Origin of the sequence: Thioalkalivibrio sp. ALE14, from assembly GCF_000376845.1 — a bacterium.
In the GTDB taxonomy this organism is placed as follows: domain Bacteria; phylum Pseudomonadota; class Gammaproteobacteria; order Ectothiorhodospirales; family Ectothiorhodospiraceae; genus Thioalkalivibrio.
In genome coordinates this window covers 39,300-61,480 of sequence record NZ_AQXY01000031.1, presented here as the reverse complement: position 1 = coordinate 61,480, position 22,181 = coordinate 39,300, and the positions used below count along the sequence as shown (strand labels likewise).

Below are 22,181 nucleotides of genomic sequence, written 5' to 3'. Positions count from 1 at the left end.
GTCCGAAGTTGGACCGCATCCTGCGCGGGCTAGGACCCGCGCCCATTCGTTTCCGGAAGGCCGTGTTATGCCGCCCATGTCGTTCATCGAGGGGTTCGAGAAACTCCGGCTTCTGGATGCCGCGATCGAGCAGTCGCACAACTCGGTGGTCATCACGGATGCCGATCTGGATGCCGGCCCGCGCATCGTCTATGTGAATGCCGGCTTCGAGCGCATGACCGGATATTCTCGTGACGAGGTACTGGGGCAGACCCCGCGTATTCTGCAGGGCCCGGCCACCGCGCGCGAAGTGCTGGACCGTCTGCACGGGGCACTCGCCTGTGGCGAGTGTTTTGATGGCGAGACGACCAACTACCGGAAGGACGGATCCTGGTACCAGGTGCGCTGGCATATTTCCCCTGTGCACGCGGAGGATGACGACTGTCGGGTCACCCACTTCGTGTCGGTACAGCAGGACATCACCGATGAGCGGCGCCGGGATGACGAACTGCGGCTCCTGTCGACCGCGCTGGAAGTATCCGCGGATCCCGTGCTGATTACCGACCCCGGCGGCACGATCACCTACGTGAATGCCGCCTTCGAGGAACAGACCGGCTACAGCCGCAACGAGGCCCTGGGGCAGACTCCGCGCATTCTGAAGTCGGGGCAACAGGACCCGGCGTTCTATCGCGATATGTGGGAGACCCTGAATCGGGGCGAGGCCTTTCGCGGCGAGTTCGTGAACCGTCGCCGTGACGGATCACTGATGCACATTGAGCAGAGCATCAGCCCGGTCACCAGCGCGGTGGGCGAGGTGACCCACTATGTCTCGATCGGCAAGGACGTAACCGATCGTGTGCGGATGGAGGACGAGATCCGCAGGCTGGCCCATACCGACTGGCTGACCGGCCTGGCGAACCGGCTGAGTCTGGGCAACACGCTCGAGACCGAGATCGAGCGGAGTCGTCGGTACGGGCGTCCGCTGTCGCTGATTATGTTCGATATCGACCACTTCAAGGACTTCAACGACAACTTCGGCCACGAGATCGGGGACGAGGTCCTCAAGCGCCTCGCCAGAACGGTCCGGGAGGCCCTGCGCGAGGCGGATTCCCATGGCCGCTGGGGCGGGGAGGAGTTCATGGTGGTGGTGCCCGAGACCACCGGCAGCGGCGCCGAGGCCATGGCGGAAAAATTGCGCAACGCCGTCGCCCGTATGGAGACGCCGTGCCCGACCTCCGTAACGGCAAGCTTTGGTGTAAGCGAGATGCGGCCGGGCGACACCCCCAAGACGCTGGCCCGTCGAGTCGACGAGGCGATGTATCAGGCGAAGGAGGCGGGACGGAATCGCGTGGTCCTGCTCTGAGCTGGGGGCGCGGGTACGCGCCAATCCTGCCAACGAAAACGGGCCGACCCAAAAGGGCCGGCCCGTTCGCTGCGGGATGGGATATCCCGGTTTGGGCGCGGTGCCTCGAACTAGGCGCGGCGGCGCAGCACCCAGATCTCCAGCAGGGCCCAGTCCTCGCCCGGATAGTTTTCCTGCTCCAGCGGCGACAGTCGACGGTGACGGCTGGCGGTGCTGCCCACGAATTCCAGATGTTCCAGCAGCAGACGCTTGGTCGCGTCGGCCTTTTCCAGCGCGAAGGGGTTCAGGAAGTTGACCAGCATGTAACCCTCGCGCTGGGTCTCCGCAAAGGAGCGCACGAGCTTCTCGATCGCCGGCGGATCCAGGTAGACCAGCGACGCGGTGGAGATCACGATGTCCGCATCGGCCATGGCCTTTTCGATCCCGGCCTGGGTCTCCGGGGCGGGCTGGTTCAGGTCGGCCTCGAAGGTCTCGTCGAACAGGCCGGCGCTCTTGCCATAGGCGAGCGCATTGCCGGAGATATCGATCCCGGTCGTCTTCATCGGCAGGCGGCGCGGCGCGGCGACGGTCTTGCACGCCTGTTCGTCGGCCCAGTTGGCGCGGATTGCCTCGACATCCATATTGTGGATGGCGGCCATCGTGGTGTTACCGAAGCAGCAGCACAGATCCACGTAGTTCAGGGTCTTGCCGGCGGCGGCCTGCTGTTCGGCCCAGGGAAGGATCAGCCGGTCGAAGGTTTGCCGGTTGAAGTCGTCGGAGATGTAGTCGAGCGCGTCGATGATGCGCTCCTTGAACGGCACCGGGGTCTCGGCGACGTAGATGTCGTCAAAATGCTGTTTCTTCTCCTCGGTCTTCACTTGCGGCTCACTCATCGACTTCTCCTCGTTGGATAAACACACCATGTTCGGGGGCATGAGCCCGGAACGTCAAGTAACGCCGTTTACCCTGTTGGTACCGAGTGGGCGCCATGGGGCGATTCGGCTATGTATCATGAAACGAAGAGTCGCGGTCCCCACCAGGACGGGGACTGAATATCGCAGGAAGGGGAGTGCATGAAGATCGACTGTTTCAAGGCCTACGACGTGCGCGGCCGGGTGCCGGATCAACTCAACGCGGACGTCGTGCGAGGGATCGGCCGTGCCTTTGCCGAGGAGATCCGTCCGGGACGAACCGTGGTCGGACACGATATCCGCCTGTCCAGCCCGGAACTGGCGCGGGCGCTGACCGAAGGCCTGACGGCCGGGGGCAGCGACGTGGCCGATATCGGCATGTGCGGGACGGAAGAGGTGTATTTCGCCACGGCACATTACGGCGCGGGCGGGGGGATCATGGTGACCGCCAGTCACAATCCGCTGGACTACAACGGCCTGAAGCTCGTGCGCAGCGAGGCGCGGCCGATCAGCGGCGACTCCGGGCTGCAGGCGATCCGCGAACGCGCCGAGCGGGGCGATTTCCGCCCAATGCCCAATGGCCAGGTACGACATCTCGACCACCGCGCCGATTACGTGTCCCGGCTGCTGGCCTCGGTGGATCGTGATGCGCTGCCGCCTTTGAAGATCGTCGTAAATCCCGGAAACGGCGGGGCGGGTCCGGTGCTGGAGGCCCTGGAGGCGCATCTGCCGTTCGAGCTGGTCCGGGTCAATTTCGAGCCGGATGGCCGTTTCCCCAATGGCATCCCCAACCCATTGCTGCCCGAGAACCGGGCCGCCACCGCCGAGGCCGTGCGGACGCATGGCGCCGATCTGGGTGTGGCCTGGGACGGGGACTTCGATCGCTGCTTCCTGTTCGATGCCGACGGAAACTTCATCGAGGGCTATTACATCGTCGGCCTGCTCGCCGAGGCCTGTCTGGAGGGACATACGGGAGAACGTATCGTCCATGACCCGCGCCTGACCTGGAATACCATCGAGATGGTGCGTGCCGCCGGGGGCGAACCGATCCAGTCGAAGACCGGGCATGCCTTCATGAAGGAGCGGCTCCGCCACGAAGACGCGATCTACGGCGGCGAGATGAGTGCCCATCACTACTTTCGCGATTTTTATTACTGCGATACCGGGATGCTGCCGTGGCTGCGGGTGGCCGAGTTGATGGGGCGGCGGCGACAGTCATTGGGCGAGATGGTGGGGGAGCGGATTGCGCGCTTCCCCTGCAGTGGCGAGCTGAACTTCGAGGTCGAGGACGTCACGGTAGCCACCGGACGCGTCCTTCAGGCATACGCCGGGCAGGGTGGCGCGCAGGATGATACCGATGGCGTGAGCCTGGAATTCGCCGACTGGCGTTTCAACCTGCGCAGTTCCAATACCGAGCCACTGCTGCGGCTGAATGTGGAGACCCGCGCGGATCCGGTCTTGCTGGAACGCCGCGTGGACGAGATTTCCCGCCTGATACGGGGTTGAGGACGATGGAACAGACGCAAAGCCGGACCGAACTGCAACCGGTGATCCTGGCCGGTGGCTCGGGTACTCGCCTGTGGCCAGTGTCAAGGAGCCATTATCCCAAGCAGTTTCTGCCTCTGACCGGGGAGCAGACCCTGCTGCAACAAACGGCGCAGCGGTTGGAAGGATTGGGCGCGGCCCCACCGATGGTGCTGGCCAACGTCGAGCACCGCTTCCTGGCCGCCGAGCAGTTGCGCGCCGCGGGTATCGAGCAGGCGCGCATCCTGCTGGAGCCAGAGGGGCGCAACACCGCGCCGGCGATAGCCCTGGCCGCGCTGCAGGCCCGAGCCGAAGGGCGCGACCCGTTGCTGCTGGTGCTGGCCGCGGATCACCACATCGGGAATGCCGGGGCCTTCCGCGAAGCGGTGGCGCGGGCCGTGACGCTGGCGGATGCGGGTCATCTGGTGACCTTCGGCATCGTGCCCACCGCCGCGGAAACGGGCTATGGCTATATCCAGCAGGGCGAGGCGCTGGGCGAGGCTGGCGCCCGGGTGGAGCGCTTTGTTGAGAAGCCGGACGCCGCTACGGCCCGCGAGTACGTGGATTGCGGTGACTACCTCTGGAACAGCGGGATGTTCGTGTTCCGGGCCTCGCAGTACCTGGATGAGCTGGAGCGCTTTGAGCCCGAAATCGTGGCGGCCTGTCGCGCGGCCCTGGATGGGGCTCGCGAGGATCTGGATTTCCTGCGGGTGGATCCGGAGGCCTTCGCCGCGGCCCCCAATATCTCCGTCGATTACGCCGTGATGGAACGCACCGAACACGCGGCGGTGACGCCGCTTGCGGCCGGCTGGAGCGACATCGGTTCGTGGTCCGCCCTGGCGGGCGTTCGCGGGATGGACGAGGACGGCAACACGCTGCGCGGCGACTGCCTGCTGGAGGACAGCGAAGGCTGCGTGGTGGACGCCGACGGGTTGCTGGTGGCGGGCATCGGGCTGCGCAATCTGGCCGTGGTGGCGACCCGGGACGCGGTGCTTGTGGCCGACCGCGACCGGGTCCAGGACGTCAAGCGCATCGTCGAACGCTTGAAGGAGGCCAACCGCAGCGAGCACGTGGACCACACCGTGGTCTATCGCCCCTGGGGGTGCTACGAATCCATCGACACCGGCTCGCGCTACCAGGTCAAGCGCATCACCGTGAGCCCCGGTGCGCGCCTTTCGCTGCAAATGCATCACCATCGCGCGGAGCACTGGGTGGTCGTCAGCGGGACCGCGCGCGTGACCAACGGCGAACGGAACTACCTGGTCACCGAAAACGAATCGACCTTCATCCCCATCGGCCAGGTCCATTGCCTGGAGAACCCGGGTACGCTTCCACTGGAGCTGATCGAGGTGCAGTCCGGAAGCTATCTCGGAGAGGATGACATCGTGCGGCTGGAGGATGTCTACGGTCGTGCCTGAGCGCGCCTACTGGGCGCGTCGGGAATGCTATGATTTCGCGTTTTGGGCCGCGCCTGCCTGCCGGGCGGCCCGGTAGCGGGAGTCGACATGGCCAAAGTGGCATTGATCACCGGGATCACCGGACAGGACGGGGCCTATCTGGCCGAATTCCTGCTGGAAAAGGGCTACGAGGTGCACGGTATCAAGCGCCGCTCGTCGCTGTTCAATACCGATCGCATTGACCACCTCTACCAGGACCCGCACGAGAGCGATCGTCGGTTCATCCTGCACCACGGTGACCTGACCGATTCCACCTGCCTGATCCGCATCATTCAGCAGGTACAGCCGGACGAGATCTACAACCTCGCCGCCCAGTCGCATGTCGCGGTCTCGTTTGAGGAGCCGGAGTACACCGCCAACTCCGATGCCCTGGGCACGCTCCGCGTGCTGGAGGCGATCCGCATCCTCGGTATGGAGCAAACCACGCGCTTTTATCAGGCCAGCACCTCGGAGCTGTACGGTAAGGTCCAGGCGACTCCGCAGGACGAGACGACCCCGTTCTATCCGCGCAGCCCGTATGCGGTGGCCAAGCTGTATGCCTACTGGATCGTGGTGAACTACCGCGAGGCCTACGGCATGTACGCCTGCAACGGCATCCTGTTCAACCATGAATCCCCGGTGCGCGGCGAGACCTTCGTCACCCGCAAGATCACCCGTGCCCTCGCGCGCATCAAACTCGGGCTGCAGGAGCGGTTGTACCTCGGCAACCTGGACGCGAAACGCGACTGGGGCCATGCCCGCGACTACGTCGAGATGCAGTGGCTGATGCTGCAGCAGGACACCCCGGACGACTACGTGATCGCCACCGGCGAACAGCACAGCGTGCGCGACTTCGTCGATGCCGCGGCGCACGAACTGGGCATGCGCATCGAATGGCGCGGCGAGGGCGTGGATGAGCAGGGCTTTGACGACAAGGGACGCTGCATCGTGTCGGTAGACCCGCGCTATTTTCGCCCCACCGAGGTCGAGACTCTGTTGGGGGATGCCAGCAAGGCCAAGCGCGAACTGGGTTGGGAGCCCCGCATCCGCTTCGACGAACTGGTGGCGGAGATGGTGCGCGAGGACCTGCGCAGCGCCGAGCGCGATGAGCTGGTGCGCGACCATGGTTACCGGACCCTGAGCCGCCATGAGTAAACCGCAACGTGTCTTTGTCGCCGGGCACCGCGGTATGGTGGGCAGCGCCATCTGTCGCCAGCTCGAGGACTGGCCAGGTGTGGAACTGCTGACCCGCACTCACGCGGAGCTGGATCTGACGGACCAGGCCGCAGTCGAGGCCTTCATGCGCGTGGAACGCCCGGACCAGGTCTATCTGGCGGCGGCAAAGGTCGGGGGCATCCACGCCAACAACAACTATCCGGCGGAATTCATCCGCGACAACCTGGCGATCCAGACGAACGTGATCCATGGCGCGCACATCGCGGGCGTGCGGCGGCTGCTCTTTCTCGGGTCCAGCTGCATCTATCCGCGCGAGGCGCCGCAGCCGATCCCCGAGGAGGCCCTGCTGACCGGGCCGCTGGAGCCGACCAACGAGCCCTACGCGATTGCCAAGATCGCCGGCATCAAGCTGTGCGAGAGCTACAACCGGCAGTACGGCACGGATTACCGCTCGGTGATGCCGACCAACCTCTACGGCCCGGGTGACAACTATCACCCGGAGAACAGCCATGTAATCCCCGGTCTGATTCGACGCTTCCACGAGTCGAAACAGGCCAGCGCCGATCACGTGACGGTCTGGGGCAGTGGTACGCCGCGCCGCGAGTTCCTGCACGTGGATGATATGGCGGCGGCCTGCGTACACGTGATGAACCTCGATCACGCGACCTACGAAGAGCACACCCAGCCGATGCTGAGCCATATCAACGTCGGTACCGGCCAGGATCTTCCGATCGCCGACCTGGCGAAGCTGGTGGCCCGGGTCGTGGGCTTTGAAGGCGAACTGCGGTTTGACACCTCGCGCCCGGACGGTACCCCGCGCAAATTGCTGGACGTGTCGCGTCTCACGGCGCTCGGATGGAAGGCCCGGATCGAACTTGAAGAGGGCCTCGCGGGAGCTTATGCCGAATTCCTGGAACGCGGCGGGGAGAGGCCGTGACGGACCCCGTGTCGCGTCCAATCCGGGTCAAGTTCCTCTCGACCATGCGCGAGAGCATCTGGCGCCACCAGCTGCCGGGCGGCGAGGCGCGCTGGGGGCGCTGCAAGTTCGTCTTCGACCCCCAGGCCACGGACTACGACTGGCTGGTGGTCTACGACGAATTTCCTTCCAACACCGGGCGCAACCGACACTACAGCGAGCAACTGGCCTGCGGGGCCGAGCGCACTCTGCTGGTAACCATGGAGCCGCCGTCCATCAAGTCCTATGGCCGGCGTTTTACCCGGCAGTTTGGTCGCGTGCTGACCTCGCACCCGGAATGGGCCCTCAAGCACCGTCGGCGCATCCATTCCCAGCAGGGGATGCTCTGGTACTACGGTTTCGGCAGTCAGGGCGAGCGGCCGTACAACGAGATGCGGGCGAACCCGCCGTTGGAGAAGACCCGCGAGATCGCCACCATGTGTTCGGCGAAACGCCAGCGCCACACTCTGCACCGGCGGCGCTATGACTTCACCTGGGCGCTGAAGGCCGAGCTGCCAGAACTGGAGATCTTCGGCAAGGGGGTGCAGCCGCTGGATGACAAGGCCGAGTGCCTGGACGCGTACCGGTACCATCTGGCGGTGGAGAATTACGTGGGCGCGCATCACTGGACCGAGAAGCTGGCGGACGCCTTTCTCGGCGCGACGCTCCCGTTTTACTACGGCGCGCCCAATGCGGCGGACTATTTCCCGCCGGAGAGCTTTATCGCGATTGATATCGAAGACGTGCAAGGGACGGCACAACGCATTCGCCGCGCCATCCGCGACAACGAGTATGAACAGCGCCTGCCACACATCCTCGAGGCCCGGCGCCGGGTGCTGGAGGAGTACAACCAGTTCGCCGTGGTCTCGCGGATTATCGAGGCTGCACACGACACCGAGCCGGCTGGTCCCACGGGGCAGTGGATCCATTCTCGTCGCGCCCTGCGGCGCCGCGACCCGCTGGCCGCCCTGGAGGGCGCCTGGGAAAAACTCAGCCAGCGCATCGGCCACCTCGCCGGTCGCGTTTGACGCTACCCGGAGACGACTGGAGCGTGTCTTGCAAACACGCGATGTGCGCCGGAGAATCCGGAAATGGCTCCTCGAATCGAAAGCCCCATAATCGCCCGCGTTCTGGGTGAACGCCTCTCGGCCGAGCCGGGGGTGGTTTGTGCGTACCTGTTCGGTAGTCACAGCCGTGGAGAAGCACGGGTGGGGAGTGACATTGATCTCGCAGTACTGATGGTCGAACCCGTGGCTGAGGGTCTCCTTAATCCACTTGCGCTCCTGCAGATGGATCTCGAAGACGCGACCGGGTGCACGGTCGACTTGATCGATCTTCACAAGGTAGGCGCAGACCTGATCCACCGGGTGCTGCGGGATGGCATTGTCGTGTTCGAATCCGACGCGTCGCGCAGGATTGCCTTCGAAGTCGATGCCCGTAACCGGTATTTCGATCTTCTTCCGTACTTGGAGGAGTATCGCCAGGCAGGAAACGCATGATGGATCGCGCTCTCCTGCAGAAGAAGCTGGCTTTTATCGAGACCTGTGTGCGCGAGTTAAAGGAGTTGGCCCGCCCGGAGCACCTGGAGAGTGATGTCAGGGAACGACGATTCGTCGAACATACTCTGCAGTTGGCCATTCAGGCCGCTCTGGATGCTGCCTCGCACTGGGTTTCGGAACGACGGCTGGGGGAGCCGGAGAGTAACCGGCAGTTGTTCTTTCTCCTCGCTTGGGATGATGTGATCGAATCGGATTTGGCAGAAGTCCTGGCGGCAATGGCAGGGTTTCGTAACATCCTGGTTCACGGATATCAGAGCGTCGATCCGGCAAAGGTTCTTCTGATTCTGACCGACCATCTAAATGACCTGGAAGTATTTTGCAAGGCGATGGCGGGCGCCGTGCGCAAAGCCTCCGGGAATTCGTAGCCAGCCCATCCCCGGTTCAGCCGAAGTCGCGGGAGTGGGTGGCGAGTTCGCCGAGCCAGGTGCTGCGGTCGATCAGGCGCTGCACGATCAGGTGGCCGACGCCCTCGCTGTACTGCCACTCGCCGTGGGCCTCCAGCAGGCGGCCGTGCAGGACCTCGGCGCGAAAGCGCTCCACACGGTCCGGCCAGACGATCAGGTTGAGCGTGCCGGTTTCGTCCTCCAGGGTCAGGAACACCGTGCCGTTGGCCGAGCCGGGCCGCTGGCGGGTAATCACGATGCCGGCATAGCGGGCCCCGCTGTAGCCGGGCTGTTCGAGTAGCCGGGCGGCGGTGGCCAGGCGGTGCTGTTCCAGGGACGGGCGCATCAGTGCCAACGGGTGCGGGCCCAGGCTCAGCCCGGTAGTGGCGTAGTCCTGCACCAGGTCGTCCACCGCATCCGGGCGGGGCAGCAACGGGGTCACGTCGGCCTCGCGCACGGTCTCGCCCGGACCCTCGGCGAACAGCGGCAGGGGCTCCTCCACCGCCTCGGTCGCCCAGCGTGCCTGGTGGCGGTTGCCGGCCAGGCCCTTGAGCGCGTCGGCGCGCGCGAGGCGATTGGCCTGGGCGCGGGTGAGGGCGGCGCGTGCCACCAGGTCCGGCACGTCCGCGAATGGCCGCTCAACGCGGGCGGTGACCACGCGCTCGGCGACGTCGCGGGCCAGCCCGCCGACGCGGTTGAGGCCCAGGCGCAGGGCCAGCGCGTCGCTCCCGGCCAGCGGTTCCACCGTGCACTCCCAGTCGCTGTGGCGCACGTCCACCGGGCGGACCTCCACGCCGTGGCGGCGGGCGTCGGCGACGATCTGCGCCGGGGCGTAGAAGCCCATCGGCTGGCTGTTCAGCAGCGCGCAGGCGAAGATCGCCGGTTCGTGGCACTTGAGCCAGGACGAGACATAGGTGATCAGCGCAAAGCTGGCCGAGTGCGACTCGGGGAAGCCGTACTCGCCGAAGCCGAGGATCTGCTTGTAGAGCTGTTCGGCGAATTTCTCCGGATAGCCGCGTTCACGCATGCCCTTCATCAGGCGCTCGCGGTAGCGCGCGAGCTGGCCGGTGCGGCGCCAGGCCCCGATCGCGCGGCGCAGCCCGTCCGCTTCGCCGGCGGAGAAACCGGCCGCGACCATCGCCAGCTCGATCACCTGCTCCTGGAAGATCGGTACACCCAGGGTGCGCCCGAGCACGCGCTTCACTTCTTCGTTCGGATAGCGCACCCGCTCCGGGTGGGCCCGGCGCTTGAGATACGGGTGCACCATCTCGCCCTGGATCGGGCCGGGGCGCACGATGGCGATCTCGATCACCAGGTCGTAGAAGTTCGCGGGCTTCAGGCGCGGCAGCATGCTCATCTGCGCGCGCGACTCGATCTGGAACACGCCCAGGGTGTCGGCCTTCTGCAGCATGCGATAGACCGCCGGATCCTCGGCGGGGATGTCGGCCAGGCCCCAGTCGCGGCCGCGGTGCTGCGCCATCAGCTCCAGCGCGCGGCGCACGCAGGAGAGCATCCCCAGCGCCAGTACGTCGATCTTCAGCAGGCCGACCGCGTCGAGGTCGTCCTTGTCCCACTGGATCACCGAGCGTTCCGGCATCGCGGCGTTCTCGATGGGCACCAGCTCGTCCAGGCGGCCCTCGGCGATCACGAAGCCGCCAGTGTGCTGCGACAGGTGGCGCGGAAAGCCGCGCAGCTCGGCGGTCAGGGTCTGCCATTGCCGGGCCAGGGCGCCGTCCGGGTCCAGTCCGACCTCGCGCAGGCGTTCGGCGGGGATGCCGTCGTCCCACCAGGCGAGGTTGGCGGTCAGCGCATCCAGCCGCGCGCGCGAGATGCCCAGCGCCCGGCCGACATCGCGCAGGGCGCTGCGGCGGCGGTAGCGGATCACCGTGCAGGCCAGCGCGGCGCGCTCGCGGCCGTAGCGCCGGTAGATGTACTGGATGATCTCCTCGCGGCGTTCGTGCTCGAAGTCGACGTCGATATCCGGCGGCTCGCCACGCTCGGCGGAGATGAAGCGCTCGAACAGCATGTTGGAGCGCGACGGATCCACCGCGGTGATGCCGAGGGCATAACACACGGCCGAATTGGCGGCCGAGCCGCGCCCCTGGCACAGGATCCCGCGGCCGCGGGCAAAGCAGACGATGTCGTAAACGGTGAGGAAGTAGGGCTCGTAGCCCAGCTCGTGGATGATCCCGAGCTCGCGTTCGATCTGTTCCACCACCTTCGGCGGAATGCCGTCGGGCCAGCGCTGCCGTGCCCCCTTGAGGGTTTCCTCGCGCAGGTAGGCGGCCGGGGTCATGGTCTGCGGCAGCGGGTCGGTGGGGTAGCGGTAGGTGACGGCATCCAGCGAGAAGTCGCAGTCCTGCGCGATGGCCACGCTGGCCTCGAGCCAGGCGGGCGGGTAGAGCGCGGCCAGGTCGTCGCGTGGGCGCAGGCAGCGTTCGCCGTTGGGGAAGCGCGCCTGCCCCGCCTCCGCGACGGTGGTGCGCAGGCGCAGGGCGGTCAGCACGTCCTGCAGGGCGCGCCGGCCGCGGCGGTGCATGTGCACGTCGCCACAGGCGACGATCGGGAGTCCAGTGGTGGCCTCTAGCGCCCGCGCGCGAGCCGCCAGGGGGGCATCTTCCGGGGTACGCAACTGGCTTACGGCCAGATGGGCCTGGTCCGGGGTGGCCCAGGCGGCCAGCCAATGGGCCGTGTCGGCAAGCTTCGACTCCGGGGCTTCGGCTTCAAGGCGCAGAAGGACGTGCCAGCCGGTGCGGGCCTCGGCGGGCAGGGTGTCGAGATCGGCTCGCGACAGATGATAGTGCCCCTTGTCCGCCGCGCCGCGGGCCCGGGTGATCAGCCGGCACAGGGCGGCGTAGCCCGCCGCATTGCGCACCAGCAGGGTCAGGGTGGGCCCGTCCGCGAGCCGGAAGGTCGCCCCCAGGATCAGGTGTAGCCCGCAGTCCTTCGCCGCCGCGTGCGCGCGTACCACGCCCGCCAACGAGGCGATATCGGTCAGCGCCAGCGCGCGATAGCCCAGCGCACGCGCCCGCTCGACCAGTTCCTCCGGGTGTGATGCCCCGCGCAGGAACGAGAAGTTGCTGAGGCTCGTCAGTTCGGCGTAGGCAGGGGGTTCGGGTCGAGGGGATGAAGTGGGCTCCATATACTGTATATAAAAACAGTATAGATCCATACGCAAGAAACCGGGCACGTTCGCGCAGGAATGGGTAGCACCGGCTGTCTGCTCCAGCGCTACACTGAAGGGCCATTCCCGACGCGCTGGAGCGCCTTGTGATACAGCCCGGTACCGACGAACAGCCCGCTCTCGACATTGGGGCGATCCAGCTTCCCGAGGGTGGGGCGATCGGCATGACGCGATGCCCCGGCAAGCGCCGGGATCGAACGACCTGTGCACTGAAGGATGTCCAGGCGGATCTGGACGCGCTCCGCAGCTGGGGCGCGAGCGTGGTGGTCACCCTGAACCAGCCAGGCGAATTGTCGGATCTCGGGGTGGCGGATCTGGGCGCGCGCGTGCAGGCGGTGGGCATGCGCTGGCTGCATCTTCCAATCGGCGACATGGCTGCCCCGGACCGCCCCTGGGAGGCGGGCTGGAGGGACGTCGGCCCACGGATCCACCAGTGGTTGCGGGACGGGGAGCGCGTGGCGTTCCATTGCGGGGGTGGTCAGGGCCGTGCGGGTACAATTGCCGCCCTGACCCTCATCGAACGCGGGCTAGCACCGGAGGCGGCCATCCGGAAGGTTCGGTCCGCCCGTCCCGGCGCGATCGAAAGCCCGGACCAGGAACGCTACCTGGGCAGCCTGCCACGAACGGACTGAGGCGCGACTTCAGGAGCGGTTCAACGGACGCTCGACGATAAACGCATCTGCGAGCGTATCCCCTTCCTGTGCATCCAGAGCGGCCGTCGCGGCTACTCGCGAGTCGAACAGCCCGATGCGAACCCGGTAGCGTTCGGAGGCCGGATCGGGTCCGTCCACCACTTCCAGCCGGCTGGTAAGCCCGCGCGCCTTCAGTGTCTGATGCAGCTTCCTGGCGTTCTCCAGTTCGGTGAATACGCCGGCCTGAATGGAATACAGCGGATCGGATGCCGTGGCGTCTTCGGTTGGCCCATCCTGACGGTGCGGTGCAGGTTCTACCCCCGATGCTTCCCGGTTTTCCCTCTCGATGTGGCCGAAATGGTGCGCCGGTGAGAAGAGCGGGTATGCAACGTCATCGCCGTCGCGGCTCGGCAAGGGTGCCGCGGCATCCAGCAGGCCGGTACGGGTGCTTTCAGATGCCGTAGTGGAGTTGGTGGTGGTCTCGGTCCCCGCCGGTTCGGGTTCGCCGACAAGTGGCCCGGGGGCGCCGATGGCGGCACCCGAAAAGACGCCCAGAACGAACAGCAGGACCGTAACCAGCGGGGTGCCCAGCACCAGGAGGAACAGTTGGCGTCGGGTAAGGAACAGATTGATCATCTTGTGACCCTCCTTGGCAATCATTGCCTTTTCGTCATTGAGGGACGGGCCCACCGTCGTGCGACGGATAGTTGACGTTTCCGCCCTCTCGGGTCGATATGCAAGCAAAATGCCACTTATGGGGGTGTACCGGAACGGGCGATCGGGATGGAAGGCGACAGGGCGAACTGCGAGGATGCGCAGGGCCCGGTTCGTCTCTGCGATACCCGTCCGGGCTTTGCCGAGGAGTCCGATGCGAAGTGTGATCTATGATTTCCTGATTCTCCGGCTGACGGCTCGCTGGTACGCGGCGGCGCTGGAGCGGATGCCCGACGGGGCCCGGGTGCTGGATGTGGGCATCGGCACGGCCGGGGCGCTGCTGGCGAATGCCGGGGACGTGAGGCGCAAGCGATTGCGGCTGACCGGCATCGACATCGATGGCGACTACGTCCGGCGGGCCCGCCAGCGGCTGGAGGGGTCATCGCTGGCCGACTGCGTCGAGGTGCGCCAGGAATCGGTGTACGACCACGCGGCCGGGCCCTACGAAGTGGTTTATTTCTCGGCCAGCTTCATGCTGCTACCCGATCCGGAACAGGCACTGCGCCACTGCAAGGGCCTGCTGGCACCCGGTGGCCGCTTCATGTTCACCCAGACAATCCAGCGGCGCCCTGTGCGCTGGATGGAGATCCTGAAACCCTTGCTGCGGCGGATCACAACGATCGATTTCGGGCACGTGACCTACGAGGCCGATCTCCGCGCGCAGCTCGCCGCCGCCGGCCTAGCGGTGGAGGAGTGGCAGGTGCTGACCACCCATGGCAGCCGCGCCTCCTGCCTGGTCGTAGCCATATCCGACGGTGATACCGGTCCGGAAGATCAGGCACCGCCGTACGACTAGTGGGCCATGCGGTTGCCCGGGGCAAGGGCTTGTCACAGATACGCGGCGGTCCGATGGATAATCGCATGGCGATCGGCGAGCGCAGCAATGTCGCGGTCGTAGCCCCCGCCGATGACCGCCGCCACGGGTGTGGCCATCTCGCGGCAGACCTGCAGCACATGCCGGTCACGGGCCTCGATCCCGTCATCCGTCAGGTCCAGGTGTCCCAGTCGGTCCGCGCCATGCACGTCGACGCCTGCGTCGTAGATCACCAGATCGGGACGCACGTCCCGTAGCAGGACCGCCAGCACATCCCGCAGGGCCGCCAGATAGGCATCGTCGCCGGTGTGTCGGGCCAGTTCAATGTCATGGTCGCCGGGGGTCTTGCGGGCCGGGAAATTGGTCCCCGCGTGCATGGAAAAGGTCACGACCTCGGGGGTGTCCGCGAAGATCGCGGCCGTGCCGTCGCCCTGGTGGACGTCGAGATCGACGATCAGGACGCGCCGGACCCATCCCTCGGCGCGCGCATGGGCCGCTGCGACCGCAATATCGTTGATCAGGCAGTACCCGCTCGCGAACCCCGCGTGGGCATGGTGGGTGCCGCCGGCGGTGTTCAGTGCCAGACCCTCGGCCAGAGCGGCCTCCACGGTCAGCAGGGTGCCGCCGGTCTCCAGCCGCACGCGCTCCACCAGTGCCTCGGACCACTGGAACCCGCTGCGCCTCTGGGCGGCCTTGCTGGTCCGGCCGGACAGGAAGTCGTCGAGATATTCGGGCGTATGTACCCGCAACAGGGTTGCCCGCGCGGCGATCTCCGGTTGCAGCCAGGTGACTGCCGTGTCGGCCAGCTCCGTCTCCAGCCGTTCCCGGAGCACCCGGAATTTCGCCATCGGAAACGGATGCCCATCGGGCAGGTCGATCGTGTAGTCGGGATGATGCACCAGCGAGAGCGTCATACAGCGAGCCCGGCCTTCAGGCTGCAGCCTTTCGTGCCAGGATCATGTAGTTGACGCTCATGGATCGCGACAGCCACATCCGGCGGTTAAGTGGATTTACCTTGACCCCCGTCTGCGCCACGGGCTCCAGGCCGTCCCGGGCCAGCAGCTCCCGCGTTTCTCGCGGCGTGACAAAGCGCTTCCACTGATGGGTGCCCCGGGGCAGGATGCGGAACAGGTACTCGGCGCCGACAATCGCCACCACGAACGAGAGAGGATTGCGGTTGATGGTGGCCACGAAGGTGTGGCCGCCGGGACGGAGCATCCGGTTGACGCTCCCCATGAACGCGGGCAGGTCCGCGACGTGTTCGACCACCTCCATGTTGAGGATCACGTCGAAGGCTTCCCCGCGTGCGGCGAGGGCCTCGGCGGTGTTGACCTCGTAGCGGACATCCAGGCCTTGTTCCCCGGCGTGATGCCGCGCCGCGGCGATGTTGCGGTCGACAACATCCACCCCGAGCACGTCCGCGCCCATGCGGGCCATCGCCTCGCTCAGCAGGCCGCCGCCGCAGCCGATATCGAGCATGCGCAGGCCGGCCAGGGGGCGGTCGGCCTCCGGGTCGCATCCGAGCGACCGGCAGAGCTGATCCCGGATGTATTCGCTGCGCAGTCGATTGAGCACGTGCAGGGGCCAGAGTCTTCCATCCGGTTGCCACCACATCTCGGCCAGGGCGCGGTAGCGTTGCACCTCGTCCGGGTCAACGGTTCGGTCGCGTTCCACATCTGGAGAATTCATTGGCTGCGCTGCTCACCATGTTTGTGACGGTTCCTTTCGGACCACGCGATCCCGGTTTTGATCGCATCCGGTCAGGATCGATGCGATGGTGGCCCTTCGTCAGCAGCGAGCCGAGGTCGATCGAATGGGGCAGACGATCATCGGGGTGGACCTGTCCGGCCCCGGCAGTGCCGCGCATACCTCCGTCGCCGTGTTCCGTGAACAGGGTGGGGCGCTCGTTCTTTTGGAGCTGGTGGCGGGAGCGAACGATCAGGCGATCCTGGACCGGATACCCGCGGGCGCGATTGTCGGGCTGGATGCGCCCCTGTCGTATTGGCCCACCGGAGGCAGTCGCACATCCGACCAGTCCCTGCGACGCGTGGCGGTCGAACACGGTTTGCCGGCTGGAACCGTCATGGCCCCTTCCGCACCGCGCATGGCCTACCTGACGCTGCGGGGTGTGGCGGTCAGCCGCATGCTCGGCAGCGAGCGCCCGGACGCCCGGCTGGTGGAGGTACACCCCACCGTGGCCATGGTCCTGAGGGGCGCCTCGGTGGCGACATTGAAGGCCATGAAGCATGAGCCGGAGGCGCGCCGCGAGCTGCTGGCCTGGCTGGAGGGGCAGGGGCTCCACGGGGTATGCGACCTCGATCAGGCCAGCGATCACTCGGTCGCCGCCTGTGCCGCGGCCCTGGCGGCCTGGCAGTGGAGGCAGGGCAAACCCGCCTGGATCCACCCGGCCGAGCCGCCGCTGCATCCATTCGACTTCGCCTGCTGAAGGATTACATCGACGAGGAGTAACGGCGCATCTGGCCGACGAGCACTCCCTGGATGCGGAGCTGGTCCGGGGCGACCAAGAGCGGCGCGTAGGCCGGGTTCGCCGCATGCAGCAGGACGCCATCCGGGGTCTGTTCGATCCGCTTGAGGGTGGCGTCTCCGTCGTCGATCAGGGCGACCACGATCTCGCCGTTGCGGGCATGGCTGCGCGACTCGATGACCACCCAGTCGCCGTCCAGGATGCCGACATCCTGCATCGAGTCCCCCTTCACCTCGAGCACGTAGCACTCGCCGTGTCCGCGCAGGTGCGCGGGTACCTCCACGGGTTCGGGATGCGCGAGGGCCTCGATGGGCTGGCCCGCCGCGATCCGGCCCAGCAGGGGCAGGGTGTGCGGGGCCCACGTGTCGGCGTCTGTGGCGGGGTGTCGCGCATCTGTGAACACCGGCCGTTCATCGGCCAGCCGTATGCCGCGATGACGGCCGCAGGCGGGCCGTACGTAGCCCGCGGCTTCCAGCGCCCGGATGTGCTTGTGCAGCGAGCCGCGTGAGCGCAGGCCGAGGGCTTGCGCCAGTTCATCCAGGCTCGGCGCGTGTCCTTCGGCCGCATAGCGTTGCAGGGCCTCGAGGACTCGACGCTGGTGCGGGGTCAGTGCCTCCATGGCATCCGTTCTTCAGGATCGTGATCGCGCAGGGAAGAGAACATTGTTCTCCGTTTGTTCTCCGGGCTATGATCGCCACTGTACGGCTCCCGCGAGAAGATTGCCATGACCGAACCGGCGCGCGTCCTCCCCGAACTCACCGAACCCGAATCACACGTGGAGGGGCCGGGCGAAGGCGCCGGCGCGCGGCGACTGGTCGAGCGCATCAAGGAGCGCTACGCCAAGCGCATTACCGGTGAGCTGGTCCTGCCGGCGCGCCCCGCCCAGTACGCCGACCTGCCCGCGGATCTTGATCCGGCCATTGCCGGCGCGCTCCGAGCCCGGGGCGTGGAACAGCTCTACAGCCATCAGCGTGCCGCCTGGGACCAGATCCGCGGCGGACAACACACGGTGGTCGTGACCCCGACCGCGTCCGGCAAGACGCTTTGTTACAACCTTCCGGTGCTCCAGGCGGCCCGCGAGAACAAGGCCAAAGCGTTGTACCTGTTTCCCACGAAGGCGCTGTCGCAGGACCAGGTGGCAGAGCTCATGGAACTCAACGAGGCCGGTGACCTGGGGGTGCGGGCCTATACCTTCGACGGGGATACCCCCGGGGATGCCCGCAAGGCGGTGCGCACCCGGGGCGACATCGTCGTCACCAACCCGGACATGCTCCACCAGGGCGTTCTGCCGCACCACACCAAGTGGGCCCAGTTCTTCGAGAGCCTGCAGTACGTGGTGATTGACGAGACGCACACCTATCGGGGCGTGTTCGGTTCGCACGTGGCGAACGTCATGCGGCGGCTGCGCCGGATCTGTCGCTTCTATGGCGCGGACCCGGTGTTCATCATGAGCTCGGCGACCATCGCCAACCCGGAGGAACTGGCCTCGGGCCTGGTCGGCGAGCCGGTCACGGCGATCACCGAGAGCGGGGCACCGGCGGGGGAGCGCCATCTTCTGCTGTGGAACCCGCCGGTGGTCAACGCGGATCTCGGCATCCGCGCCTCGGCCCGGTCCCAGGTCACGCGCATCGCGCGCATGGCCCTGCGCGGCAAGCTCACCACCATCATCTTTGCGCGCTCGCGGCTGATGGTCGAGGTGATCACCCGCTACATGAAGGACGTGTTCGACAACGACCCGCGCAAGGCCTCGCGGGTCGCTGCCTACCGGGGCGGCTATCTGCCCAACGAGCGGCGCCAGACGGAGAAGGCCCTGCGCAGCGGCAACGTCGATTGCGTGATCGCCACCTCCGCGCTGGAGCTGGGGGTGGATATCGGCAGCCTGGATGTCTGCCTGCTGACCGGGTATCCCGGCACCATCGCCAGCACCTGGCAGCGCCTGGGCCGCGCGGGCCGGCGCAACCGCCCGTCGCTGGGTGTGCTGGTCGCCAGTTCCGATCCGCTGGATCAGTACATCATCCGCAACCCGGAGTTCTTCTTGGGGCAGTCCCCGGAGCAGGCGCGCATCGCGCCGGACCAGCTCCTGATCCTGCTGGATCATGTGCGTTGTGCCGCCTTCGAGCTTCCGTTCCGGAAGGGCGAGACCTTCGGCGGCGAGGATCTGGAGTCACTGCTGGCGTACCTGGAGGAGCAGGGCGTATTGCACCGCGAGTCGGATACCTGGCACTGGACCGAGGACAGTTACCCGGCCCAGAGCGTCAGCCTGCGTTCCGTCGCCGAGGGCAACTTCGTCGTGGTGGATACGACCGAAGGCCAGCAACAGATCATCGCCGAGGTGGACTTCTCCAGTGCGGCCGAGACGCTGTACGAGGGCGCGATCTACCTGGTGCAGGCCGTGCCCTATCAGGTCGAACGGCTCGACTGGACCGGGCGCAAGGCGTTCGTCACGCGCACCCGCGCCGACTACTACACCGACGCCATCGACTACACGCGTCTGAAGATCCTGGATGACTTCGAGCGCAGCCCGGCGGGGCAGGGCGAGGCCGCACGCGGCGAGGTCCATATCGTCCGGCGCATCCCGGGCTACAAGAAGATCCGCTACTACACCCACGAGAACATCGGTTACGGCAACATCCACCTGCCGGACCAGGAGATGCACACCACCGCCGTCTGGTGGCAGATGGCCCCCGAGGCCCTGGAGCAGCGCTTCGCATCCCGACACGAGGCCCTGGACGGGTTTCTCGGCGCGGCCTACGCCATGCACCACGTGGCGGCACTGGTGGTGATGTCCGAGCCGCAGGATCTGGGCCGGGCGGTCGGCGATGGCGATGCGCGCTGGTTTGCGACCGTAGGATCGAACGGCCGCGGCCAGCTGCGCACCCTCGATGGGGGCGAGTGCGATCCGGAGCAGGAAGGCCGGTTCCGCCCGGCCGTGTTCCTGTATGACCACTATCCCGGCGGTGTCGGGCTGTCGGCGCCCCTGTTCGACAACCGGGACCGGGTCATTGGCGACGCACTGAGTCTGATCCGCCAGTGCGACTGCGCCCACGGCTGTCCGGGTTGCATCGGTCCGATCCTCGCGAGCGACGAGGTACGCGGGTTTTCGCCGAAACAGGCCGCGATCACGGTCCTGGAGGGCCTGGAATCCCATGGGGCTGCATGACCGGCTGAACACCCTGCGCCGCCAGGCGGGCAGTGAGCCGCCGGCGCCTGGCCGGACCTCGGCGGATTCTCACAGCGCCGGCACCGCACAGGGCACGGGCAATGTGCTGGACGAGATCCGGGCCCGGCTTGACCGCATGGGGGTGGCGGGGACCGGGCGAACAAGGCCGCGCCGTGCAGCCGTCGAATCCTCCATCCCGCCCGAGGAGCTGGCGAAGCGCCTGGATGGCGAACTCCTGGCGCCGCAGGTGATCCTGCTCGACCGCGTGATGCCGGATCGCCACGCCCACGGCGGACATACCCTGGCACGGGCGCGCGAACCGGCAATGCCGTTCTGGCACGCCGATCGGCGCGTGGGTTTTATCGATACCGAGACCACCGGCCTCGCCGGTGGGGCCGGGACAGTCGCGTTTCTGGTCGGGCTGGCCACGATCCAGGATGGCCGGATCCGCCTGCGCCAGTGGCTGATGACGGCGTTCGCGGGCGAGGGCGCCCTGCTGGAAGCGGTCGACGGGGCCCTGAATGAGTGCGATCACCTGGTCAGCTACAACGGCAAGACCTTCGACCTGCCGCTGCTGCGCGATCGTCGCCGCATGCAACGCCGTCCGGATGTGCCAGAAACTGCACACACCGATTTCCTGCACCCGGTGCGCAGCCTGTTCGGCCACGCCTGGCCGGACTGTCGCCTGCGAACGGTCGAGGAGCGCCTGCTGGGGCTCGATCGTCAGGACGACCTGCCCGGGTCCGAGGCCCCGTGGGCCTGGAAGGCCTATCTTGCCTCCGGGCGCAGCGAGGAGCTGGAACGCGTCGTCCGGCACAACACCGACGACATCCTCTCCCTGGCCCTGCTGGGCCCGGCGCTGGCGTCCGTGTTGGTACAGCCCGCGGCCTATGGGGCATCGGTGGAGGGCGCCGCGCGCGTGCAGGAACGCCTGCAGGGCGCGGACACCGCCCGGCGGCTGCTCGAATCCCACCAGGACCGGCTGTCGCCGGCCGGCCGATTGTGGCTTGCGCGCGAATGGCGTCGCGAGGGGCGATATGATCAGGCCGTGCCCGTCTGGGAAGCGCTGGGAGAGCAGGGCGTCCAGGAGGCACTGGAGGCACTGGCCAAGTACCACGAGCACCAGCGCCGGGACTGGAAACGCGCGCTGCAGTACGCCGGGCAACTGGCATCCGGGCCCCGGGCCACGGCTCGGATCGCAAGACTGCATGCGCGGCTCGAGGCAACGGCCCGGTAAGGCGAGACGACATGTGCGGACGATTTGCGCGTTACTCGGCCACCAGTGAACTGGCCTGGCGCTACTTCGAGACCCGCATCGAGGAGGACTTCGATGCCCCTCGGTACAACGTGGCGCCAGGCACGGCCATCGAAACATTCCGGGCGGGCGACGAAGCCAAGGCCGCGTTTCAGCCCATGCACTGGGGCTTCCGGCCGCAACGCGTCACCGAAGGGCCGCAGCCCATCAACGCGCGTGCGGAAAAGGTGGCCAGCAGCCCGTACTTTCGCAGTGCCTTTGCGCATCGGCGCTGCATCATCCCGGCGGACGGCTGGTTCGAGTGGCAACAGATCGAACGGGGCAAGCAGCCGCATTTCATCACCCTGACCGACGACGCGCCGCAGGACGCGCTGCTCCTGGCCGGCATCTGGGAGCCGACCGCGGACGGTGGGGCCTGCTGCGCGATCATCACCGAGCCCGCGTCCGAGCGCCTGGCGCATATCCACGACCGACAGCCCCTCGCGCTGGATGCCGCATGCCGCTGGGACTGGCTGGACCCCGCCATCACCGAACGCGAGCAGGTCCGCCACATCACCCGGCGCCTGCCGCCGTCCGGCTTGCAGGCGTACGCCGTTTCGCCCCGGGTGAACCGCCCGCAGAACGACGATCCCTCCGTGCTCGACCCCACCGGCTAACCATCCTGATACGAAA

The 22,181-nt window shown here is 66.8% G+C and carries 20 protein-coding genes; 14 read left to right on the top strand and 6 right to left on the bottom strand.

Annotated features, from left to right (window positions below; all coding sequences use genetic code 11):
- Positions 1 to 67 precede the first annotated feature (67 nt).
- The gene (locus F572_RS0113075; RefSeq protein WP_017942514.1) at positions 68 to 1,342 is read left to right on the top strand and encodes a diguanylate cyclase; all 1,275 of its coding nucleotides are present in this window, start codon (positions 68 to 70) and stop codon (positions 1,340 to 1,342) included.
- A gap of 110 nt (positions 1,343 to 1,452) precedes the next feature.
- Here the strand turns inward: F572_RS0113075 and F572_RS0113070 are convergent, their stop codons facing one another.
- Positions 1,453 to 2,214 (bottom strand): class I SAM-dependent methyltransferase, encoded by a 762-nt coding sequence (locus tag F572_RS0113070; RefSeq protein WP_017942515.1) that lies wholly within the window; start codon positions 2,212 to 2,214, stop codon positions 1,453 to 1,455.
- A gap of 180 nt (positions 2,215 to 2,394) precedes the next feature.
- Here F572_RS0113070 and F572_RS0113065 point away from each other — a divergent pair, with 180 nt between their 5' ends.
- The 7 genes from F572_RS0113065 (at position 2,395) to F572_RS0113035 (ending at position 9,247) form a co-directional block, all read left to right on the top strand.
- Positions 2,395 to 3,738, top strand: coding sequence for a phosphomannomutase/phosphoglucomutase (locus tag F572_RS0113065; RefSeq protein WP_017942516.1), 1,344 nt, complete (start codon positions 2,395 to 2,397; stop codon positions 3,736 to 3,738).
- 5 nt (positions 3,739 to 3,743) lie between these two features.
- Positions 3,744 to 5,174, top strand: coding sequence for a mannose-1-phosphate guanylyltransferase/mannose-6-phosphate isomerase (locus F572_RS0113060; RefSeq protein WP_026143092.1), 1,431 nt, complete (start codon positions 3,744 to 3,746; stop codon positions 5,172 to 5,174).
- An 87-nt stretch (positions 5,175 to 5,261) separates the two neighbouring features.
- Entirely contained in the window at positions 5,262 to 6,347 is a 1,086-nt protein-coding gene (gmd, locus tag F572_RS0113055; RefSeq protein WP_017942518.1) for a GDP-mannose 4,6-dehydratase, read from the top strand.
- The gene (locus F572_RS0113050) at positions 6,340 to 7,305 is read left to right on the top strand and encodes a GDP-L-fucose synthase (RefSeq protein ID WP_017942519.1); all 966 of its coding nucleotides are present in this window, start codon (positions 6,340 to 6,342) and stop codon (positions 7,303 to 7,305) included. The genes gmd and F572_RS0113050 overlap by 8 nt, the downstream gene beginning before the upstream one ends.
- The gene (locus F572_RS0113045; protein WP_017942520.1) at positions 7,302 to 8,351 is read left to right on the top strand and encodes a glycosyltransferase family 10 domain-containing protein; all 1,050 of its coding nucleotides are present in this window, start codon (positions 7,302 to 7,304) and stop codon (positions 8,349 to 8,351) included. The genes F572_RS0113050 and F572_RS0113045 overlap by 4 nt, the downstream gene beginning before the upstream one ends.
- Before the next feature lie 63 nt (positions 8,352 to 8,414).
- Entirely contained in the window at positions 8,415 to 8,822 is a 408-nt protein-coding gene (locus F572_RS0113040) for a nucleotidyltransferase family protein (protein WP_017942521.1), read from the top strand.
- Entirely contained in the window at positions 8,822 to 9,247 is a 426-nt protein-coding gene (locus F572_RS0113035; protein ID WP_017942522.1) for a HepT-like ribonuclease domain-containing protein, read from the top strand. Before F572_RS0113040 ends, F572_RS0113035 begins: the two co-directional genes overlap by 1 nt.
- Positions 9,248 to 9,263: 16 nt before the next feature.
- Here F572_RS0113035 and F572_RS0113030 read toward each other — a convergent pair whose 3' ends face one another.
- Positions 9,264 to 12,407, bottom strand: coding sequence for an error-prone DNA polymerase (locus F572_RS0113030; RefSeq protein WP_017942523.1), 3,144 nt, complete (start codon positions 12,405 to 12,407; stop codon positions 9,264 to 9,266).
- A gap of 128 nt (positions 12,408 to 12,535) precedes the next feature.
- Between F572_RS0113030 and F572_RS0113025 the strand changes: the two genes are divergently transcribed.
- A complete protein-coding gene (locus F572_RS0113025) occupies positions 12,536 to 13,081 on the top strand; it encodes a cyclin-dependent kinase inhibitor 3 family protein (protein WP_017942524.1) in 546 nt (181 codons plus the stop codon).
- 9 nt (positions 13,082 to 13,090) lie between these two features.
- On the opposite strand, the gene F572_RS0113020 is transcribed toward F572_RS0113025, so the two are convergent.
- Positions 13,091 to 13,741 carry an SPOR domain-containing protein gene (locus F572_RS0113020; RefSeq protein WP_017942525.1) on the bottom strand — a complete coding sequence of 217 codons (651 nt, stop codon included), beginning with the start codon at positions 13,739 to 13,741 and terminating at the stop codon, positions 13,091 to 13,093.
- Between the two features lie 208 nt (positions 13,742 to 13,949).
- On the opposite strand from F572_RS0113020, the gene F572_RS0113015 reads away from it, so the two are divergent.
- Positions 13,950 to 14,591 (top strand): bifunctional 2-polyprenyl-6-hydroxyphenol methylase/3-demethylubiquinol 3-O-methyltransferase UbiG, encoded by a 642-nt coding sequence (locus F572_RS0113015; RefSeq protein WP_017942526.1) that lies wholly within the window; start codon positions 13,950 to 13,952, stop codon positions 14,589 to 14,591.
- A gap of 32 nt (positions 14,592 to 14,623) precedes the next feature.
- Here F572_RS0113015 and F572_RS0113010 read toward each other — a convergent pair whose 3' ends face one another.
- Both F572_RS0113010 and ubiG read right to left on the bottom strand, forming a co-directional pair.
- Positions 14,624 to 15,523, bottom strand: coding sequence for a histone deacetylase (locus tag F572_RS0113010; RefSeq protein ID WP_017942527.1), 900 nt, complete (start codon positions 15,521 to 15,523; stop codon positions 14,624 to 14,626).
- A gap of 16 nt (positions 15,524 to 15,539) precedes the next feature.
- Positions 15,540 to 16,298 (bottom strand): bifunctional 2-polyprenyl-6-hydroxyphenol methylase/3-demethylubiquinol 3-O-methyltransferase UbiG, encoded by a 759-nt coding sequence (gene ubiG / locus F572_RS0113005; RefSeq protein ID WP_026143094.1) that lies wholly within the window; start codon positions 16,296 to 16,298, stop codon positions 15,540 to 15,542.
- A gap of 85 nt (positions 16,299 to 16,383) precedes the next feature.
- Between ubiG and F572_RS0113000 the strand changes: the two genes are divergently transcribed.
- Positions 16,384 to 17,055: a DUF429 domain-containing protein gene (locus F572_RS0113000; RefSeq protein WP_017942529.1), complete on the top strand. Its 672-nt coding sequence runs from the start codon at positions 16,384 to 16,386 to the stop codon at positions 17,053 to 17,055.
- Between the two features lie 4 nt (positions 17,056 to 17,059).
- Here F572_RS0113000 and lexA read toward each other — a convergent pair whose 3' ends face one another.
- Complete coding sequence (lexA, locus tag F572_RS0112995) at positions 17,060 to 17,713, bottom strand: transcriptional repressor LexA (protein ID WP_017942530.1); 654 nt, start codon at positions 17,711 to 17,713, stop codon at positions 17,060 to 17,062.
- 105 nt (positions 17,714 to 17,818) lie between these two features.
- On the opposite strand from lexA, the gene F572_RS0112990 reads away from it, so the two are divergent.
- Genes F572_RS0112990 through F572_RS0112980 form a run of 3 tightly spaced genes read left to right on the top strand, consistent with a single transcriptional unit; the run spans position 17,819 to position 22,165 of the window.
- Positions 17,819 to 20,254: a DEAD/DEAH box helicase gene (locus F572_RS0112990; RefSeq protein ID WP_017942531.1), complete on the top strand. Its 2,436-nt coding sequence runs from the start codon at positions 17,819 to 17,821 to the stop codon at positions 20,252 to 20,254.
- Positions 20,241 to 21,491, top strand: coding sequence for a ribonuclease H-like domain-containing protein (locus tag F572_RS0112985; RefSeq protein ID WP_017942532.1), 1,251 nt, complete (start codon positions 20,241 to 20,243; stop codon positions 21,489 to 21,491). Before F572_RS0112990 ends, F572_RS0112985 begins: the two co-directional genes overlap by 14 nt.
- Before the next feature lie 11 nt (positions 21,492 to 21,502).
- On the top strand, positions 21,503 to 22,165 hold the full coding sequence (locus F572_RS0112980; RefSeq protein WP_017942533.1) for an SOS response-associated peptidase: 663 nt from the start codon (positions 21,503 to 21,505) through the stop codon (positions 22,163 to 22,165).
- The last annotated feature ends 16 nt before the right edge of the window (positions 22,166 to 22,181 follow it).

Bases quoted from the DNA above. Each gene is read 5' to 3' on its own strand.
- F572_RS0113035 (WP_017942522.1), top strand. From the start codon at position 8,822: ATGGATCGCGCTCTCCTGCAGAAGAAGCTGGCTTTTATCGAGACCTGT.
- F572_RS0113020 (WP_017942525.1), bottom strand. From the start codon at position 13,741: ATGATTGCCAAGGAGGGTCACAAGATGATCAATCTGTTCCTTACCCGA.
- F572_RS0113075 (WP_017942514.1), top strand. From the start codon at position 68: ATGCCGCCCATGTCGTTCATCGAGGGGTTCGAGAAACTCCGGCTTCTG.
- F572_RS0113000 (WP_017942529.1), top strand. From the start codon at position 16,384: ATGGTGGCCCTTCGTCAGCAGCGAGCCGAGGTCGATCGAATGGGGCAG.
- F572_RS0113060 (WP_026143092.1), top strand. From the start codon at position 3,744: ATGGAACAGACGCAAAGCCGGACCGAACTGCAACCGGTGATCCTGGCC.
- gmd (WP_017942518.1), top strand. From the start codon at position 5,262: ATGGCCAAAGTGGCATTGATCACCGGGATCACCGGACAGGACGGGGCC.
- F572_RS0112985 (WP_017942532.1), top strand. From the start codon at position 20,241: ATGGGGCTGCATGACCGGCTGAACACCCTGCGCCGCCAGGCGGGCAGT.
- F572_RS0113030 (WP_017942523.1), bottom strand. From the start codon at position 12,407: ATGGAGCCCACTTCATCCCCTCGACCCGAACCCCCTGCCTACGCCGAA.
- F572_RS0113040 (WP_017942521.1), top strand. From the start codon at position 8,415: ATGGCTCCTCGAATCGAAAGCCCCATAATCGCCCGCGTTCTGGGTGAA.
- F572_RS0113070 (WP_017942515.1), bottom strand. From the start codon at position 2,214: ATGAGTGAGCCGCAAGTGAAGACCGAGGAGAAGAAACAGCATTTTGAC.
- F572_RS0113015 (WP_017942526.1), top strand. From the start codon at position 13,950: ATGCGAAGTGTGATCTATGATTTCCTGATTCTCCGGCTGACGGCTCGC.
- lexA (WP_017942530.1), bottom strand. From the start codon at position 17,713: ATGGAGGCACTGACCCCGCACCAGCGTCGAGTCCTCGAGGCCCTGCAA.
- ubiG (WP_026143094.1), bottom strand. From the start codon at position 16,298: ATGAATTCTCCAGATGTGGAACGCGACCGAACCGTTGACCCGGACGAG.
- F572_RS0113065 (WP_017942516.1), top strand. From the start codon at position 2,395: ATGAAGATCGACTGTTTCAAGGCCTACGACGTGCGCGGCCGGGTGCCG.
- F572_RS0112990 (WP_017942531.1), top strand. From the start codon at position 17,819: ATGACCGAACCGGCGCGCGTCCTCCCCGAACTCACCGAACCCGAATCA.
- F572_RS0113010 (WP_017942527.1), bottom strand. From the start codon at position 15,523: ATGACGCTCTCGCTGGTGCATCATCCCGACTACACGATCGACCTGCCC.
- F572_RS0113050 (WP_017942519.1), top strand. From the start codon at position 6,340: ATGAGTAAACCGCAACGTGTCTTTGTCGCCGGGCACCGCGGTATGGTG.
- F572_RS0112980 (WP_017942533.1), top strand. From the start codon at position 21,503: ATGTGCGGACGATTTGCGCGTTACTCGGCCACCAGTGAACTGGCCTGG.